This is a genomic window from Pseudomonas parafulva (assembly GCF_002021815.1).
Lineage (GTDB): Bacteria > Pseudomonadota > Gammaproteobacteria > Pseudomonadales > Pseudomonadaceae > Aquipseudomonas > Aquipseudomonas parafulva_B.
Window position 1 is genome coordinate 1,025,763 of record NZ_CP019952.1, and the last position, 14,363, is coordinate 1,040,125.

Consider the following 14,363-nt stretch of genomic DNA (forward strand, 5'->3'; position numbering starts at 1 on the left):
TTACGCTATGCAGCGCTGCGGTGATCTCGTTGTCGCTACACCGCGCTTGACCGCAGCCGGGCCATGTCACGGATAGGCGGTGCGCCGTAAAGGCGGCTGTACTCACGGCTGAATTGCGACGGGCTTTCGTAACCTACCCGATAGGCCGCCACGGCGGCCTCCAGGCCCTCGTTGAGCATCAGGCGCCGGGCTTCCTGCAAGCGCAGTTGCTTCTGATACTGCAGCGGGCTCATCGAAGTTACCGCCTTGAAACGATGGTGCAGGGTAGAAACGCTGAGGTTGACCTCGCGGGCCAGGTCCTCGATGCGCAGTGGCCGCTGATAGTTGTCGTTGAGCCAGCTGATGGCCTGGCACACGCGGTGGGTCTGGCTATTGGCCAAGGCAATTTCGTACAGCCGATAGCCCTGCGGGCCGCGCAGCAGGCGGTAGAGAATCTCTCTGCGCACCAGCGGGGCCAGCATGGCGATGTCGCGAGGCGTGTCGAGCAGGCGCAGCAGACGCAGCAAGGCATCGAGCAGCGCGCCGTCGGTTTTTTCCACATACAGGCCGCGCCCATACGGGCGATTGGGTACCAGCATCGGACCGCTGTCGGCGATCAGCTGGCTGATCTCGGCAGGGTCCAGGTCCATGCGCAACCCCAGGCTAGGGCGCTGCGGGCTGGCGTCGAGCTTGACCGCGCTCAGGGGCAAGGTGACCGACACCACCATGTAGTGCAGCGGGTCGTAGGCGTATTGTTCATCCCCGAGGAACAGGCTCTTGCTGCCCTGGGCCAGAATGCACAGCGCAGGTTGCGCCAGAGTGGGTACGGAGCGAATGTTCTCGGTGTAGCGCACCAGGAAAAGGTTGTCGATGGCTGAGGCCGGCCCATAGGGGTCGCCTGCATGGCGAGCGATCAAGTCGGCCAGCTCCTGGCGCTGAACCTCCAGGTGCGGATCTAGGGACGGGGCGATGGGCATGGGGCTTTCCTCTGCTGACCGACGCAGCATAGGTTTGGGCAATCGTCGAAGCTAGTCGAATACTGCAGATCGATTGCCTGATCCTGCCGCGTTGCAGAATCAGGCAATCGGTGTGCAGTAATGGCCTAACGCGCAGACGCGCCCAGGCCCTAGCCTTGCAAGCCAGGTATTGGACTGCTTGAGGGAGATTGTGCAATGAGGCTACAACAACCGGTCACCCACCTTGCCTTGATTCGGGCCAGCAGCGGGCGCTCGGCCGAACTCGGGGCACGCTTGCGCGACCTGTTGGCGCCGTCGCTGGATACCCCGGGTTGCCTGAGCTTTTCGGTGCAGCGCTCGCAGGCCGATGACGACTTGTGGTTATTGAGCGGTAGCTGGCAGGATCAGCAGGCGATGAATGGTTACTTCGCTTCGCCAACGCTCAATGTGTTCGGTGAGTTGGTGCAAGCCCAGGTGGTGAGCAGCCTGGATCTGCACACGTTCGGCTGAGCCGGTGCTGCGGGCGCCCAGGCCAGTGATTGCCGCGTCAACGAGCCAGTGGGTACCATCTCGGTTTCACTCACAAGGCGTATGGCAAAGATGGCACGTAGAGAGTTTCCCCAGTACGAAGCCGTGTCGGCAATGGTGCCGGCCGAAGGCGGTGGCTACCACGCAGCCATTGCCGTGAAGGCCATGGGCATGGGCGGCGCACCGCGCTTTCACAAGGTGCTCGATGGGCAAGTGTTCAAGGGCGCCGTGGCTGCCGACGAGGCGGCCACGGGCCAGTTGCAACGCCTGCAAGGGGTCAGCGAGGCGGGTGAGCTGATCTGGTGATCAGGCTTTGGGCCTGGGCATCTTGAACAGGTTGCCCAGCTCGAAGTAGTCCGCCGGGCCACCGCCACGCAGGATGGGCTCGGCTGCCGCGGTGTCGTAGATGCCGTCCTTGAGCAGGCGCTCGGCGATGTGCACCGCCACCACCTCGCCCAGGATCAACCAACTGGGTACCAGTGCCTGGTCGGCGCGCTGCAGTTGCACGATCTGCGTCACCTTGCATTCGAACGCCACGGGGGTTTCCCCTACCCGTGGCACCTTCACCACGCTTGAGGGTGTGGCCGTCAGACCGCTGAGGTCGAACTCGTTCACTTCCGGCGCTACAGCAGAGCAGCTCAGGTTCATCTGCTCGGCCAGAGGGCGGGTGGCCAGGTTCCAGACGAACTCACCGGTTTGCTCGATATTGTTCAGGCTGTCTTTGCGCCCGACGCTGCAGAAACCGATGATCGGTGGAATGTAGTTGAAGGCGTTGAAGAAGCTATAAGGCGCGAGATTCAGACGGCCTTGCTGGTCCTGCGAGGATATCCAGCCGATCGGGCGAGGGCCGACGATGGCGTTGAACGGATCATGGGGCAGGCCATGGCCTTTGGCGGGTTCGTAGTAATACATCTGCGCTGGGCTTGCCGGCCCACCTCCTGGTTTGAGAGGCGACCAGTGTGCCAAGGCTGAGGCCAACTGGGAATGCTGGAGCCCGGCGAAAGCCGGGCTGGATACGCATGGTTGCTATCAGCTGATGCGATGAGCGTTGGTGCGGTCGAAGCCGTCTTCGGCGAAGCGCTGGCCGCCGGTGCGGTCAAAGCCGTCTTCGGCGAAGCGTTGGCCACCGGTGCGGTCGAAGCCGTCTTCGGCGAAGCGCTGGCCGCCGGTGCGGTCGAAGCCGTCTTCGGCGAAGCGCTGGCCACCGGTGCGGTCAAAGCCATCCTCGGCATAGCCGGTGGCTTGAGCGGGCGCCGCCGCGAAGGTATGCGCATGGGTGCGATCGAATCCATCCTCGGCGGATGCGCCTGCGGCAAATGCGCAAAGGGCGAGGGTCAGGATGAGTTTGCTTTTCATGTGGATGCTCCAGAGGTAGTGGGTTGTTTCGATAAATTCAATGTTACGCCGATTAATACGATTAAAAAGCGCTAAAAATCGTAATTAATGATCGGATTATTCGATTATTTGGGGTGCGCACCTGGATTTGTAGGTAGCCAATCGGCGGGTTTCGCGGAGCAGGTGCTGGCGCTGTTGCTGAGGGATGCAATGTGCCGGAGTGTGATTAATAGGCCATTAAGCCAAGCGCGTCAGATGAACGTCGTGCCAGTGCGGGCGGTGCGAAGGTGCAAGCTGGGCTTGCAGGGGGAGGGCTGGCACCTAGGTAATTCCGTCAGGCTCGGGGTGTCCAAACGAAGTCGGGCGCCCTCTAGGCGCCCGAAGCAGTGATAAGCGTGGGATGGCTTAGTCAGTGGTGATCCGCGAATGCTGCTTGGTGTCCTTCATGGTGGCATACACCAGCAGCGAGCAGGCGATGCAGCCTGTGACGTACCAGTAGAAGCCGCTTTCCATGCCGGCGCTCTTGAACCACAGGGCCACGTATTCGGCCGTACCGCCGAAGATGGAGACGGTCAGGGCGTAGGGCAAGCCAACGCCCAGGGCACGGATTTCGGTCGGGAACAGTTCAGCCTTCACCACTGCGTTGATCGAGGTGTAGCCGCTGACGATGATCAACGCCGCCATGATCAGGAAGAACGCGCCCCACCAGGTCTGGATGGTATGCAAGGTGCTGAGGATCGGCACCGTGAACAGCGTACCGAGCACCCCGAAGGCAATCAGAATAGGGCGCCGGCCGATCTTGTCCGACAGCCCACCCACCAAAGGTTGCAGGCACATGAACAGGAACAGCGTCGCGGCAGAGATAGTGGTCGAATCGCTGATGCTCATCCCGACTGTATTGACCAGGTATTTCTGCATGTAGGTGGTGTAGGTGTAGAAGGCCAGGGTACCGCCCATGGTCAGGCCGACCACGGTCAGCAGTTCCTTGGGGTGGCGCATCAAGGTGCGCATCAGGCTTTCCTTGGCTTTCTCCTTCTTGGTGAACGACGCGGTTTCCTCCATGCCCCGTCGCAGGTAGAGGGCAACCACCGCACACAGGGCACCGATCACGAACGGCACGCGCCAGCCCCAGGCGTACAGTTGCTCGGTGGTCAGGGTCTGTTGCAGAACGATCAGGACCGCCAGGGCGATGAGCTGGCCCGAGATCAGCGTCACGTACTGGAAGCTGGAGAAGAAGCCCCGACGCTCCTTGCTCGCCATTTCGCTCAGGTAGGTGGCCGAGGTGCCGTATTCACCCCCCACCGACAACCCTTGCATCAAGCGAGCAACCACCAGCAGGACCGGCGCTGCTACACCGATGGTTTCATAGCCGGGTGTGAGGGCAATGACCAGCGAGCCTGCGCACATCAGCAGCACAGAGGCCATCAGCGCAGCCTTGCGCCCCTTGCGGTCGGCATACATGCCCATCAGCCAGCCACCAATCGGGCGCATCAAAAAGCCCACGGCAAAGATGGCAGCGGTATTGAGCAGTTGAGCCGTGGAATCGCCGGCCGGGAAGAAAGCCTTGGCGAAATACAGCGAGAACGCTGCATAGACGTACCAGTCGTACCACTCGACCATGTTGCCGATCGAACCGCTGAAGATCGATTTGAGGCGACTGGCAGTGGTTCTTGGCGCGGCAGGCGTTGCGGCCGCCCCGTTAGGCAGGGAGGTAGCGTTATCCATCAGAGGACACCTTCTCATTGTTGTTGTGAAAGCGCGCAGGGCGCAGCTTGCAGGGGCTTTTGCAGAAGGTGTGCCAAAACGAGGCGCGATTGCCTCATCCGGGTGCACGCTGACGTGGAACCCGTATGGATCATGGCGTTGAGCAGAAGTTGAGATGCACTCAGTACAGCGTGCGCGCAACGGCGGTTCACCTGTATAAGCAAGATTCCGCTCATCAGTGCGCAGGTGTAGGCGAGTTTCCGCTTATGGCGCGTTGACGAATTCGTCCCGCACCAGCCCATGGCGCTGCATTTTCTCGTTCAAGGTACGGCGGGGCATTTGCAGGTCCTGCATCACCGCCTTGATCTCGCCGGCATGTTGGCGCAGGGAAGCACGCAGGCACTGCGCTTCGAATGCCTCCACGCGCTCAGCCAGCGACTGCCCGACAGACGCCTGTTCTGGCATGGGCGAACCGAGCCCCAGCACGTGGCGCTCCGCCGCGTTGGCCAGTTCACGCACGTTGCCTGGCCAATCATGGGTCAGCAGTTGCGCCAACTGCTGACCCGACTGGGGCAGGGCTGTGCGGCCAATTCGGGACGCGGCTGCCTGCGCGAAGTGCTCGAATAACAGGACGATGTCTTCCCGTCGTTCGCGCAAAGGCGGCAGGCGCAACTCTGCAACGTTCAGGCGGTAGGCCAGGTCCTCGCGAAAGCGGCCGGCCCGGGCTTCATCGAACAGGTCGGGCTTGGTGGCAGCGATGATGCGCAGGTCCACGCCGATGCTCTGATTCGCGCCCAGGCGCTCGATCTTCTGGTCCTGGATCACGCGCAGCAACTTGGCCTGTTGCGCCAGGGGCATGCTTTCGATTTCATCGAGAAAGACCGTGCCGCCATCGGCGTATTCCAGTCTGCCGATGCGTTTGCCCTGGGCGCCGGTGAAGGCGCCGCTTTCATGGCCGAACAGCTCGGCCTCGAACAAGGCTTCGGGAATGGCGGCGCAATTGAGCGCGACGAAAGGTTTGCTGGCGCGTGGGCCAAAGTCGTGCAGGCAGCGGGCGACCTGCTCCTTGCCGCTGCCGGTTTCGCCGCGAATCAGCACGTTCACCGGCAAGGCGGCCAGGTCCAGCACTTGCCGGCGCAACTGCTGCATGCCCGGTGATACCCCGAGCAGCGTGGCTTCAAGCCGCGTCCTGAGGTCTGCCTGCTGATGCAGGCGTCGATTTTCCAGCACCAGCTGGCGCTTTTCCAGCGCGCGGCGAAGGCTGCCGAGCAGGTGCTGTGGAGTGAAGGGCTTTTCCAGGAAGTCGTAGGCGCCGCTGCGCATGGCCTCGACCGCCATGGGTACATCACCGTGACCGGTAAGCAGGATCACGGGCAGGTCCGGATCGTTGGCCTGCAGCCGTTCGAGCAGTTGCAGGCCGTCAATGCCAGGCATGCGCACGTCGCTGATGATCACGCCTGGATAGTCCTGGCCGATGTGCGCCATGCCCTCATCGGCACGGGCAAAGACCTGGACTTCGAAGCCCGACAGGCTCAGCCATTGCTCGACGGCCGTACGAATACTGGCTTCATCGTCTATGACCATCACTGAGTTCAACATGCAGGCTCCTGATCGCGAGGCAAGGTGATGCTAAGGCGCGCGCCGCCCGGTACGTTTTCGGCCAGCAGCTGCCCACCGGCGTCGTGCACGATGCCATAGGAGATCGCCAGGCCCAAGCCCAGGCCATCACCTACGGGCTTGGTGGTGAAGAAAGGGTCGAAGATCCTGGGCAGGTCCTCGGCCGCGATACCACCCCCCGAATCGAGCACGCTCAGGCGCCAATGCTGCGCATCGGGCTCGATGCGGATTTCCAGCCGCCGGTAGCGCCTGTCTGCCATCGCGTCCAACGCGTTGCTCAGAAGGTTGATCAGCACCTGTTCCAGGCGGATGGCGTCGCCGCGCACCCACGCCGGACGTGCCAGGTACAGGGCCAACTGCACGTCCAGGGCATGCAGGCGCGCCTGCAACAGGTCCAGCGCCTGGTCGACCACGCCGGCCAAGTCCAGGCGCTCGCGCAAGCCGCCTGGGCTGTTACGGGCAAACGTCTTCAGGTGCCCGGTCAGCGACGCCATGCGCGTCAACATCTGCTCCAGTGGTTCCAGGGCCTGACGAGCCTCGTCGTAGCGCCCGTGGTCCAGCAGCAGTTTCAGGGTTTCCAGCTGCATGCGCTGGGTCGTGAGGGGCTGGTTGATTTCGTGCGCCATGGCGGCGGACATCTGCCCCAGGGCCGCCAGCTTGGCCGTTTGCACTAGCCCCTCCTGAGCCGTGCGCAGCTCGCGGGTGCGTTCCTCGACCTGGCGCTTGAGCTCCTCGCGGCTGCGTTGGCGCAGGCGTGACAGGCGCAGGCGCTGGCTGACCAGCAAGGCGGCGAATACCAGGCTCAGCCATACCGCTGCAGCACCCAGGCCGGCATTGCGCGCGTCGGTTCCCACCTGGGGCTTGCGCAGCAGGTGCAGGGTCCATTGCTCGCTTTCCAGCGGCAGGCTTTCCCACAAGAACTCGGTCTCGCCTTGTGGGGCCTGCACCCGGCTGAGGGTGCTGTTTTCAGCGAAACGCGTCAGCACCTGGTGCATCAGCGGTATCAACGGGTGCTTGTCGTACTGACGGGTCTGCGCCAGTTCGGCCCGGTCAGCGCCATCCAATGGGCGCAGTTCCCGGTAACGCCAGCCGTCCTGGTTGGCGATGAAGGTAATGCCACGGGCATCGCTGACCAGCAATATGTCGCTGCCCTGGCGCCACTCGCGCTCAAGCTCGGGAAATTCCAGCTTGACCACCATGGCGCCGAGAAAGCGACCCTGTTCGTCGTTCACCGCGCTGGACAGAAAGTAGCCGGGTACCCCGCTGGTCACGCCAACGGCATAGAAGCGGCCATTACCCAGGCTGCGGGTTTGCTTGAAATAAGGGCGAAAGCCGTAGTTGGAACCCACATAGCTGGTGGGTAGCCGCCAGTTGCTGGCTGCCACCGCCAGCCCGTTGCGGTCGAGCAGTTCGAGGGTGGAAGAGTTGGCTGCACCGTTGATGCGCTCGAGCTTGCGGTTCAGGGCATCCTGGGTTCGCGCCTGGACCGGGCCGCGCAAAGCGTCGATCAGTTCCGGGTCCAGGGCCAGTACTGCAGGCAGGGCCCGATAGCGGTCGATGAGGGTGTGCAAGGCATTGGCATACAGCCCCAGTTGCTGGCTGGCCTGGCGGGCGTCCGCTTCCATGGCCTGGCGTTTGGCCTGGTGCATGGCCCAGCTGGCACAGAGGACGGTACCCAGCACGATCACCAGGGTGATCAGCCCCAGACGCAGGGCGCGAAAGGAAAAAGGCATTGGGAGCAGATCCGCGTGGGTGGGGAAGGAGCCTGCTTTGGCGAAACCGGAGCGCTGCACCGCCGCCCCAGTCTGTCCGCGAAAAGGCCGTCAAGGATCGACACTTACAGCAGTTCGAAGCCCTGCTGTTGCACCGCCTCGGAGTCCAGGCCCACCTGGACGTTGAACGCCCCGGGCTCGGCAACGCGCTGCAGCTGGCCATTATAGAACTTCAGGTCTTCTTCGCTAATGCTGAAGGTCACGGTCCGTGTTTCGCCGGGCTTGAGCATGAGCTTCTGGAAGTTCTTCAGCTCCTTGACCGGGCGGCTCATCGAGGCGGACACATCCTGCACGTACAACTGCACCACCGTCTCGCCGGCCACCTTGCCGGTATTGCGCACCACGATGCTGGCTTGCAACGTGTCCCCGCGCTTGAGCTTGTTGCCAGAAAGCGCGAGCCCCGACAGTTCGAACGTGCTGTAGCTCAGGCCGTAACCGAAGGGATACAGCGGCCCGTTGGGTTCTTCGAAGTACTGGGAGGTGTAGTTGCCGGGTTTGCCAGGTGTGAACGGACGGCCAATACGGGTGTGGTTGTAGTACATCGGAATCTGCCCGACCGAGCGTGGGAAGGTGATCGGTAGCTTGCCGGAGGGGTTGTAGTCGCCGAACAGCACGTCGGCAATGGCGTTGCCACCTTCGGTACCGGCGAACCAGGTTTCGAGCAGGGCATCGGCCTGCTCGCGCTCCCAGCCGATGGACAGCGGCCGGCCATTCATCAGCACCAGCACCAGCGGCTTGCCGGTGGCCTTCAAGGCCTCGATCAGTGCACGCTGGTTGGCCGGTACCTGCAGCGTGGTGCGGCTGGAAGATTCATGGGACATGCCGCGCGATTCGCCGACCACCGCCACGACCACGTCCGCCTGCTGCGCGGCCTTGACCGCTTCGTCGATGAGCACCGCAGGTGGGCGAGGGTCGTCGACGATTTCCGGCGCATCGAAGTTGAGGAAGTTCAGGTAGTCGAGAATGGCCTTGTCACCGGTGACGTTGGAGCCCTTGGCGTAGACCAGCTTGCCCTTGCCCTCGATGGCGCGGCGCAGCCCTTCGCGCACCGTGACCGAGTGGGTGGGGCGCCCGTCTGCTGCCCAGCTGCCCATCATGTCGATCGGTGCGTCGGCAAGGGGACCGACCAGGGCGATGGTGGCATCTTTACTGAGCGGCAGCGTCTGCCTGCGGTTTTCCAGCAGCACCAGGCTGCGGCGCGCCACGTCGCGCGCAGCGTCGCGGTGCAGGCGGTCCTCGCCGTAGTAGTCTTTGAGGTCGTTCTGCGCCGCGCCGATGCGCACGTAGGGGTTCTTGAACAGGCCCATGTCGTACTTGGCGCCCAGCACTTCGCGCACGGCCTGATCCAGCTCTGCCTGGCTCACGTCGCCCGCCTTGAGCAACCCTGGTAGCTCCTCGCCGTACAAGGTGTCGTTCATGCTCATGTCGATGCCCGCCTTGATCGCCAGCTTGGCCGCCTCGCGACCGTCGCGCGCCACGCCATGGCGGATCAGCTCCTGGATGGCGCCATGATCGCTGATGGTCACGCCCTTGAAGCCCCACTCCTTGCGCAGCACGTCGTTCATCAGCCAGGTGTTGGAGGTGGCCGGCACGCCGTTGATCGAGTTCAGCGCAACCATCACACCACCGGCGCCGGCATCGATCGCGGCGCGGTAGGGCGGCAGGTAATCGTTGTACATCTTCGGCAGGCTCATATCGACCGTGTTGTAGTCACGCCCGCCTTCCACTGCGCCGTAAAGGGCGAAATGCTTGACGATGGCCATGATGCTGTCCGGGTTGGCCGGGCTGCTGCCCTGGAACGCGCGGACCATTACCTGGCCGATTTTCGCGGTCAGGTACGTGTCTTCGCCAAAGCCCTCACTGGTGCGACCCCAGCGCGGATCCCGGGCGATGTCGACCATCGGCGCAAAGGTCATGTCCAGTGCGTCGGCAGTCGCTTCGATGGCCGCTGTGCGGCCGACCTTGGCGACGGCGTCCATGTCCCAGGTGGCGGCCATGCCCAGGCCGATGGGGAAGATGGTGCGCTCGCCATGTACCGTATCGTAGGCGAAGAACATCGGGATCTTCAGCCGGCTGCGCATGGCCGCGTCCTGCATCGGCCGGTTTTCCGGTGCCGTGCGCGAATTGAAGGTGCCGCCGATGCGTCCGGCGGCGATCTCCTCGCGGATCTTCTCCCGGGGCATTTCAGGGCTGATGCTGATCAGGCGCAACTGCCCAATTTTTTCGGCCTCGGTCATCTGGCTGATCAGATGGTCGATGAAGGCCTGTTTGTTCTCGAGCGGCGGCGCGGAAGTGGCGGCGACAGCCGCCTGGCTGACCAGGCCCATGGCCAGGCCCAGCAGAGACAGTTTCATCATGAATTCCGTAAGGGGGCCGATGCATGGTCAACGGTGACACATGCATGGGCGAGGTTTTCGGGCGGCTGTTGTTGTACGATTTGCACGCAGATCTTCCTGCGGCGGATTATGCCTGAATCCGCCGCGTGCTGACGAAGCCCCGTACACCGGGAAAACAACTATAAGAACGCTCACGAGAACACGGCATGACCCCGCTTGAACCCTACCAGCAGCGTCAGCTCGCTGAAGCCATGGCCGGTGTTGGCCGGCGCACGGATGTCGCGTTGCTGGCGGTGCTTGCCCGCCGCGCCGATGATTACGCCTATTTCCCACTATTCTGGTCCGCCGTGCTGGCGCTGGCACTGCCAGGCGTGCTGCACGCGGTGCTGGGCTGGCCCAGCGTGCGCGGCCTGATCGTTGCCAATGTGCTGCTGTTCGTAGGCCTCTGCGTGCTGTTGCGCAGCCCGCGCCTGGAACGCTGGACCGTACCGCGGGCTTGGCGCCGCTGGCGAGCGTCGCGCCTTGCCACTCGTCAGTTTCTCGACCTCGGCGCTCAGGCCTTTACAGGCGCCGGATGCGTAATGATCTTCGTCAGCGAGGCCGAGCAGTACGCACAACTGCTGATGGACAAGCAGGCCGCACTCTGCCTTGACGACGCGCTGCGCGTTACGCTCACTGACCGTCTGGCCAGCCAGGTTCGTCAGGGGCAAGCGCTGCAGGGCATGATCGAGTGCGTCGAGGCGTGCGGCCATCGCCTTGGCCAGCAGGCGCCACGCGCACTTGCGTGCAGGCATCTGCCCCAGCCGCTGGTAATCCTCGACTAACGCAACCCTGGCCGACTGTGCGGGGGTGTAGAATACGGCCCCCGCTATTGGAGATACCGTTTGCCCATGTCTGCCCTTTCTACTTCACCGGATGCGCGCGTCCAGTTTCTCGACCTGCTTCGCACCGGCCTGCAGGGCAACACCGTGGTCAAGCTGGTACTGGCGCGGCCTGTCGGCACCGACCCGACCCTGCAACGCATCATCGCCAAGCCCTTGCTGGTCAAGGGACAGGCGAACCTGTCCCTGGTCTACCGCCACCAGACCCGCGACATCACCCGCAACCTGCCGCTCGATGATGCTCTGCAGTGCATCGCCGAACTGTTGCCAGAAGGCTTTCGCAATGCCCACCTGTTCGATGCAGAGGGTGAGTTGCAACTGACCTTCAGCAAGAAGGGCAAGCCCATGCTGCAGCGCCATGGCGCCCAGGCGCCCCGGGAAACCGTTGGCAGCAACGGGCATGACCGTGAGAAAAAGCGCTACCTGGACATTGCCCGACCGTTTCTGCGTGACCTTGGCGTCACGGACGCCCAGGGCGCACTGATCCCGTCGATGTCGCGCAAGTGGAAGCAGATCAACAAGTTCATCGAGGTCTTCGACCACGCCCTGGCCAATGCCCCCTTGTCGAGCGAGCAACGCCTGCGGGTGGCCGACTTCGGCTCGGGCAAGGGTTATCTGACCTTCGCCATGCACGATTACCTGCGCAATACGCTGGGCCGCGATGCCCAGGTAACGGGCGTTGAGCTGCGCCAGGACATGGTCGAGCTGTGCAACGCCGCCGCCGCGCGGCTTGAACACCCAGGGCTGGAGTTTCAGTGCGGCGATGTGCGCAGCGTGGTGCCCGATGCCATCGAGGTGATGATCGCGCTGCACGCCTGCGACGTGGCGACCGACTACGCCATCCATACCGGCATCCGCTGCAACGCGGCAATCATCATGTGCTCACCGTGCTGCCACAAGCAGATCCGCCCGCAGCTGCAAAGCCCGGGCCTGCTGCAACCGATGCTGCAATATGGCCTGCACCTGGGCCAGCAGGCCGAAATGCTCACCGACAGCCTGCGTGCACTGTACCTGGAGGCCTGCGGCTACGAGACCAAGGTGTTCGAGTTCATATCCCTGGAGCACACCAACAAGAACAAGATGATCCTGGCCGTCAAGCGGCGCCAGCCAGCGGATCAGTCAGCCTTGCTGGAGAAGATAGAACAGCTCAAGGCGTTCTACGGGGTGAAGGCGCATTGTCTTGAAACGTTGCTGCGGGCGGATGGGTTGCTTTGAACCTGATGCGCCCCAGCCTTGGATATGCTCATCCTTGCTTCGCTGCTCATGAGCGCGTTTTTATGCTGCAGCCATGCTTGATCAACCAGCTTGGGCAATCAATCACACAGTCGTGCTTGCCAGCCCCAGCGGATGCGTCTGGGCGTCGAAGAAGTGCAGGGCCGTGTCCGGCATGTCTTCGAAGCGGCTGGTGAAATGACGCTTCTGGTTGATGACCGATGCCTCTCCCAAAGGGCGTATGGCAATCGCCAGGTGGCTGGGCCGGGCTGAGCGGATGGCGTCGAGCAGGTGCCGGTCGTTGCTGTCCAGGTGCTGACCGAACAGGCACATGCCCCGGTGTTCACTGGCCAACTGGCCCAGGCTCCAGCTCAGGTAGTCCGAACTACGGATGGCACGCAGCTTTTCGTCGCTGCGCTCTTCGTTGACGAACAGCGGCACTTCACCTGGCACATTCACGGCGAACCCTTCGAGCATTTCAACGCTGCTGGCACTGCGTTGCCGGGTAGTGCCGTCAGGCAGCTTGAGCAGGTGCATGCCACCGTGCAGGTGCAGCACCCGCGTGCCTTGACCCGCCGTTCGGCGCACGTCGAAAAAACCCTGCTCGTCGAACAGTTCGGCAAAGCCCTTCGGATCGTGCTGCACGGCCCAGACCAGCAGCAGGTCATAGTTGCTGGTATAGACGTTGCGGTAGCCGCGCAGGGCCTGGTTGAGGGTGCTCAGGGCGGCTTCGGGCATTGCCGACCAAGGCATGTGCACGGTGCGCACGGCGTGGATCAGCGCCTCCTTGATGGAGTAATAGCGGTTCAGCGGCGCGGTCGAGTTGATGGCCAGCGCAGCGTTGGTACGCACCGTGGTGTTGAGGGCGGTCAGCACTGGTTCGAACAGCTCGGAGCTCAATGACTTGAACAAGGCCTGATCGCTGATGGCCAAGCCCTTCTTACGCCCGGCCCGTTGCGCCTCCTCGTACAGCGAGAAATACCCGAACGGCTTCCAGAAGGCCCGGCTTGCGCCGTTACCGACCATGAGGGTTTCACAGGGGTACTGGTCGGCAAGGTCTGACCAGGGGAGAAGAGTGGCGTCTAGTGCGGGCATGCTGGAGTCCGTAAAGCGGGATCCGGCAGACTTTACCACGTCAAGCCTAGGCCATGAGTGCGCCGCGCCAGTGCTGGCAGCGCGTTGCAGGCTGCATCGGTGAGCTTGACGGCAACTGCAGGGGATTGAAAGTGAACACGAGCGGACTTGAATCCCTCCAAGGTCTTGAGTGGCCACGGGGCAGCGCCTAGCCAGCACCGGCCACACCGACACGTAGATCGTCATGTCTTTACCTGAACAGGAGATCTGTCATGGACACCTATCATGTAAGCCCTGCCAATGACGGGTGGGAACTGAAGAAGGCAGGTGCTGCGCGCGCTTCAAAGCACAGCGCGACCAAGCAAGAACTGGTGGGGTCGCTGGCCACATTCTTCGAGGGCAAGACAGCCTCGGTGAAGATTCACAAGGCCGATGGCACCATCGAGCAAGAGCGCACCTACCCTCGCTCCGCTGACCCGCGGCGCACCAAGGGTTGATACTGGTCAGCGCCGCGCTGCTTGGCATCGACATACACCAGTGCCATGGGCGCGGCCTCTATAAGTGGTTGCTTGCCAGCTTTCTGATCGGCAAGCGCATTCGTGCCAGTGTCGCGATCCAGGCCTACCGGCTGCTGGTCGATACCCATGGCCTGGACACCCCAGGCAAGCTGGCGAGGTGCCCGCATCACACGCTGGTGAAGCTTCTGGGTCAGGCCGGTTACGCCCGCTACGACGAATCCACGGCCCGGCGGCTGCATCGCTTGGGCAGTGGGCTTGAAGCGGAAATGGATGAGGTGTTGCTCAATGCGGCGGTGGACATGGCGCACGCCAATACATGGCTGCTGGGATTTGATGGCGTGGGGCCCAAGACGCTCGAGATTTTTATGCGGGAAGCGGCGGTGGTACTGCAGCATCAACGTGTGCAGTGAGGATGGGCGGTAGAGGAAGCGTAAGCCATGTGAACGCTGGC

14 protein-coding genes are annotated in these 14,363 nt (G+C 62.9%); 6 read left to right on the forward strand and 8 right to left on the reverse strand.

Annotated features, from left to right (window positions below):
• Positions 1-35 precede the first annotated feature (35 nt).
• A complete protein-coding gene (locus tag B2J77_RS04560; protein ID WP_078478065.1) occupies positions 36-956 on the reverse strand; it encodes an AraC family transcriptional regulator in 921 nt (306 codons plus the stop codon).
• 195 nt (positions 957-1,151) lie between these two features.
• On the opposite strand from B2J77_RS04560, the gene B2J77_RS04565 reads away from it, so the two are divergent.
• Positions 1,152-1,445: an antibiotic biosynthesis monooxygenase family protein gene (locus B2J77_RS04565; protein WP_078478066.1), complete on the forward strand. Its 294-nt coding sequence runs from the start codon at positions 1,152-1,154 to the stop codon at positions 1,443-1,445.
• 81 nt (positions 1,446-1,526) lie between these two features.
• Positions 1,527-1,769: a hypothetical protein gene (locus B2J77_RS04570; protein ID WP_058603233.1), complete on the forward strand. Its 243-nt coding sequence runs from the start codon at positions 1,527-1,529 to the stop codon at positions 1,767-1,769.
• Here B2J77_RS04570 and B2J77_RS04575 read toward each other — a convergent pair whose 3' ends face one another.
• From B2J77_RS04575 to bglX, 6 genes are all read right to left on the reverse strand, one after another.
• Positions 1,770-2,375 (reverse strand): flavin reductase family protein, encoded by a 606-nt coding sequence (locus tag B2J77_RS04575; protein WP_078478067.1) that lies wholly within the window; start codon positions 2,373-2,375, stop codon positions 1,770-1,772.
• A 117-nt stretch (positions 2,376-2,492) separates the two neighbouring features.
• Positions 2,493-2,819 (reverse strand): hypothetical protein, encoded by a 327-nt coding sequence (locus B2J77_RS04580; RefSeq protein ID WP_078478068.1) that lies wholly within the window; start codon positions 2,817-2,819, stop codon positions 2,493-2,495.
• Positions 2,820-3,203: 384 nt separating this feature from the next.
• Entirely contained in the window at positions 3,204-4,523 is a 1,320-nt protein-coding gene (locus B2J77_RS04585; protein WP_058603230.1) for an MFS transporter, read from the reverse strand.
• 243 nt (positions 4,524-4,766) lie between these two features.
• Positions 4,767-6,101 (reverse strand): sigma-54-dependent transcriptional regulator, encoded by a 1,335-nt coding sequence (locus B2J77_RS04590; RefSeq protein ID WP_078478069.1) that lies wholly within the window; start codon positions 6,099-6,101, stop codon positions 4,767-4,769.
• Positions 6,095-7,852 carry a sensor histidine kinase gene (locus tag B2J77_RS04595; RefSeq protein ID WP_078478070.1) on the reverse strand — a complete coding sequence of 586 codons (1,758 nt, stop codon included), beginning with the start codon at positions 7,850-7,852 and terminating at the stop codon, positions 6,095-6,097. The genes B2J77_RS04590 and B2J77_RS04595 overlap by 7 nt, the downstream gene beginning before the upstream one ends.
• A 104-nt stretch (positions 7,853-7,956) precedes the next feature.
• Positions 7,957-10,248 (reverse strand): beta-glucosidase BglX, encoded by a 2,292-nt coding sequence (bglX, locus tag B2J77_RS04600; protein WP_078478071.1) that lies wholly within the window; start codon positions 10,246-10,248, stop codon positions 7,957-7,959.
• Between the two features lie 185 nt (positions 10,249-10,433).
• Here bglX and B2J77_RS04605 point away from each other — a divergent pair, with 185 nt between their 5' ends.
• Together B2J77_RS04605 and B2J77_RS04610 are read left to right on the forward strand one after the other, a co-directional pair.
• Positions 10,434-11,051, forward strand: a complete 618-nt coding sequence (locus B2J77_RS04605) for a hypothetical protein (RefSeq protein WP_078478072.1) — start codon at positions 10,434-10,436, stop codon at positions 11,049-11,051.
• Between the two features lie 66 nt (positions 11,052-11,117).
• Positions 11,118-12,323, forward strand: a complete 1,206-nt coding sequence (locus tag B2J77_RS04610) for a class I SAM-dependent methyltransferase (protein WP_078478073.1) — start codon at positions 11,118-11,120, stop codon at positions 12,321-12,323.
• A gap of 102 nt (positions 12,324-12,425) precedes the next feature.
• Here the strand turns inward: B2J77_RS04610 and B2J77_RS04615 are convergent, their stop codons facing one another.
• Positions 12,426-13,415 carry a DUF4917 family protein gene (locus B2J77_RS04615; RefSeq protein WP_058637102.1) on the reverse strand — a complete coding sequence of 330 codons (990 nt, stop codon included), beginning with the start codon at positions 13,413-13,415 and terminating at the stop codon, positions 12,426-12,428.
• 251 nt (positions 13,416-13,666) lie between these two features.
• Here B2J77_RS04615 and B2J77_RS04620 point away from each other — a divergent pair, with 251 nt between their 5' ends.
• Both B2J77_RS04620 and B2J77_RS04625 read left to right on the forward strand, forming a co-directional pair.
• Positions 13,667-13,891: a DUF2188 domain-containing protein gene (locus B2J77_RS04620; RefSeq protein WP_078478074.1), complete on the forward strand. Its 225-nt coding sequence runs from the start codon at positions 13,667-13,669 to the stop codon at positions 13,889-13,891.
• The gene (locus B2J77_RS04625; RefSeq protein WP_153302484.1) at positions 13,888-14,322 is read left to right on the forward strand and encodes a DNA methylase; all 435 of its coding nucleotides are present in this window, start codon (positions 13,888-13,890) and stop codon (positions 14,320-14,322) included. Before B2J77_RS04620 ends, B2J77_RS04625 begins: the two co-directional genes overlap by 4 nt.
• The last annotated feature ends 41 nt before the right edge of the window (positions 14,323-14,363 follow it).

What these genes read in the sequence shown, in the direction of transcription:
- B2J77_RS04560 (WP_078478065.1), bottom strand. Translation starts at nt 956, where the DNA reads ATGCCCATCGCCCCGTCCCTAGATCCGCACCTGGAGGTTCAGCGCCAG.
- B2J77_RS04565 (WP_078478066.1), top strand. Translation starts at nt 1,152, where the DNA reads ATGAGGCTACAACAACCGGTCACCCACCTTGCCTTGATTCGGGCCAGC.
- B2J77_RS04570 (WP_058603233.1), top strand. Translation starts at nt 1,527, where the DNA reads ATGGCAAAGATGGCACGTAGAGAGTTTCCCCAGTACGAAGCCGTGTCG.
- B2J77_RS04575 (WP_078478067.1), bottom strand. Translation starts at nt 2,375, where the DNA reads ATGTATTACTACGAACCCGCCAAAGGCCATGGCCTGCCCCATGATCCG.
- B2J77_RS04580 (WP_078478068.1), bottom strand. Translation starts at nt 2,819, where the DNA reads ATGAAAAGCAAACTCATCCTGACCCTCGCCCTTTGCGCATTTGCCGCA.
- B2J77_RS04585 (WP_058603230.1), bottom strand. Translation starts at nt 4,523, where the DNA reads ATGGATAACGCTACCTCCCTGCCTAACGGGGCGGCCGCAACGCCTGCC.
- B2J77_RS04590 (WP_078478069.1), bottom strand. Translation starts at nt 6,101, where the DNA reads ATGTTGAACTCAGTGATGGTCATAGACGATGAAGCCAGTATTCGTACG.
- B2J77_RS04595 (WP_078478070.1), bottom strand. Translation starts at nt 7,852, where the DNA reads ATGCCTTTTTCCTTTCGCGCCCTGCGTCTGGGGCTGATCACCCTGGTG.
- bglX (WP_078478071.1), bottom strand. Translation starts at nt 10,248, where the DNA reads ATGATGAAACTGTCTCTGCTGGGCCTGGCCATGGGCCTGGTCAGCCAG.
- B2J77_RS04605 (WP_078478072.1), top strand. Translation starts at nt 10,434, where the DNA reads ATGACCCCGCTTGAACCCTACCAGCAGCGTCAGCTCGCTGAAGCCATG.
- B2J77_RS04610 (WP_078478073.1), top strand. Translation starts at nt 11,118, where the DNA reads ATGTCTGCCCTTTCTACTTCACCGGATGCGCGCGTCCAGTTTCTCGAC.
- B2J77_RS04615 (WP_058637102.1), bottom strand. Translation starts at nt 13,415, where the DNA reads ATGCCCGCACTAGACGCCACTCTTCTCCCCTGGTCAGACCTTGCCGAC.
- B2J77_RS04620 (WP_078478074.1), top strand. Translation starts at nt 13,667, where the DNA reads ATGGACACCTATCATGTAAGCCCTGCCAATGACGGGTGGGAACTGAAG.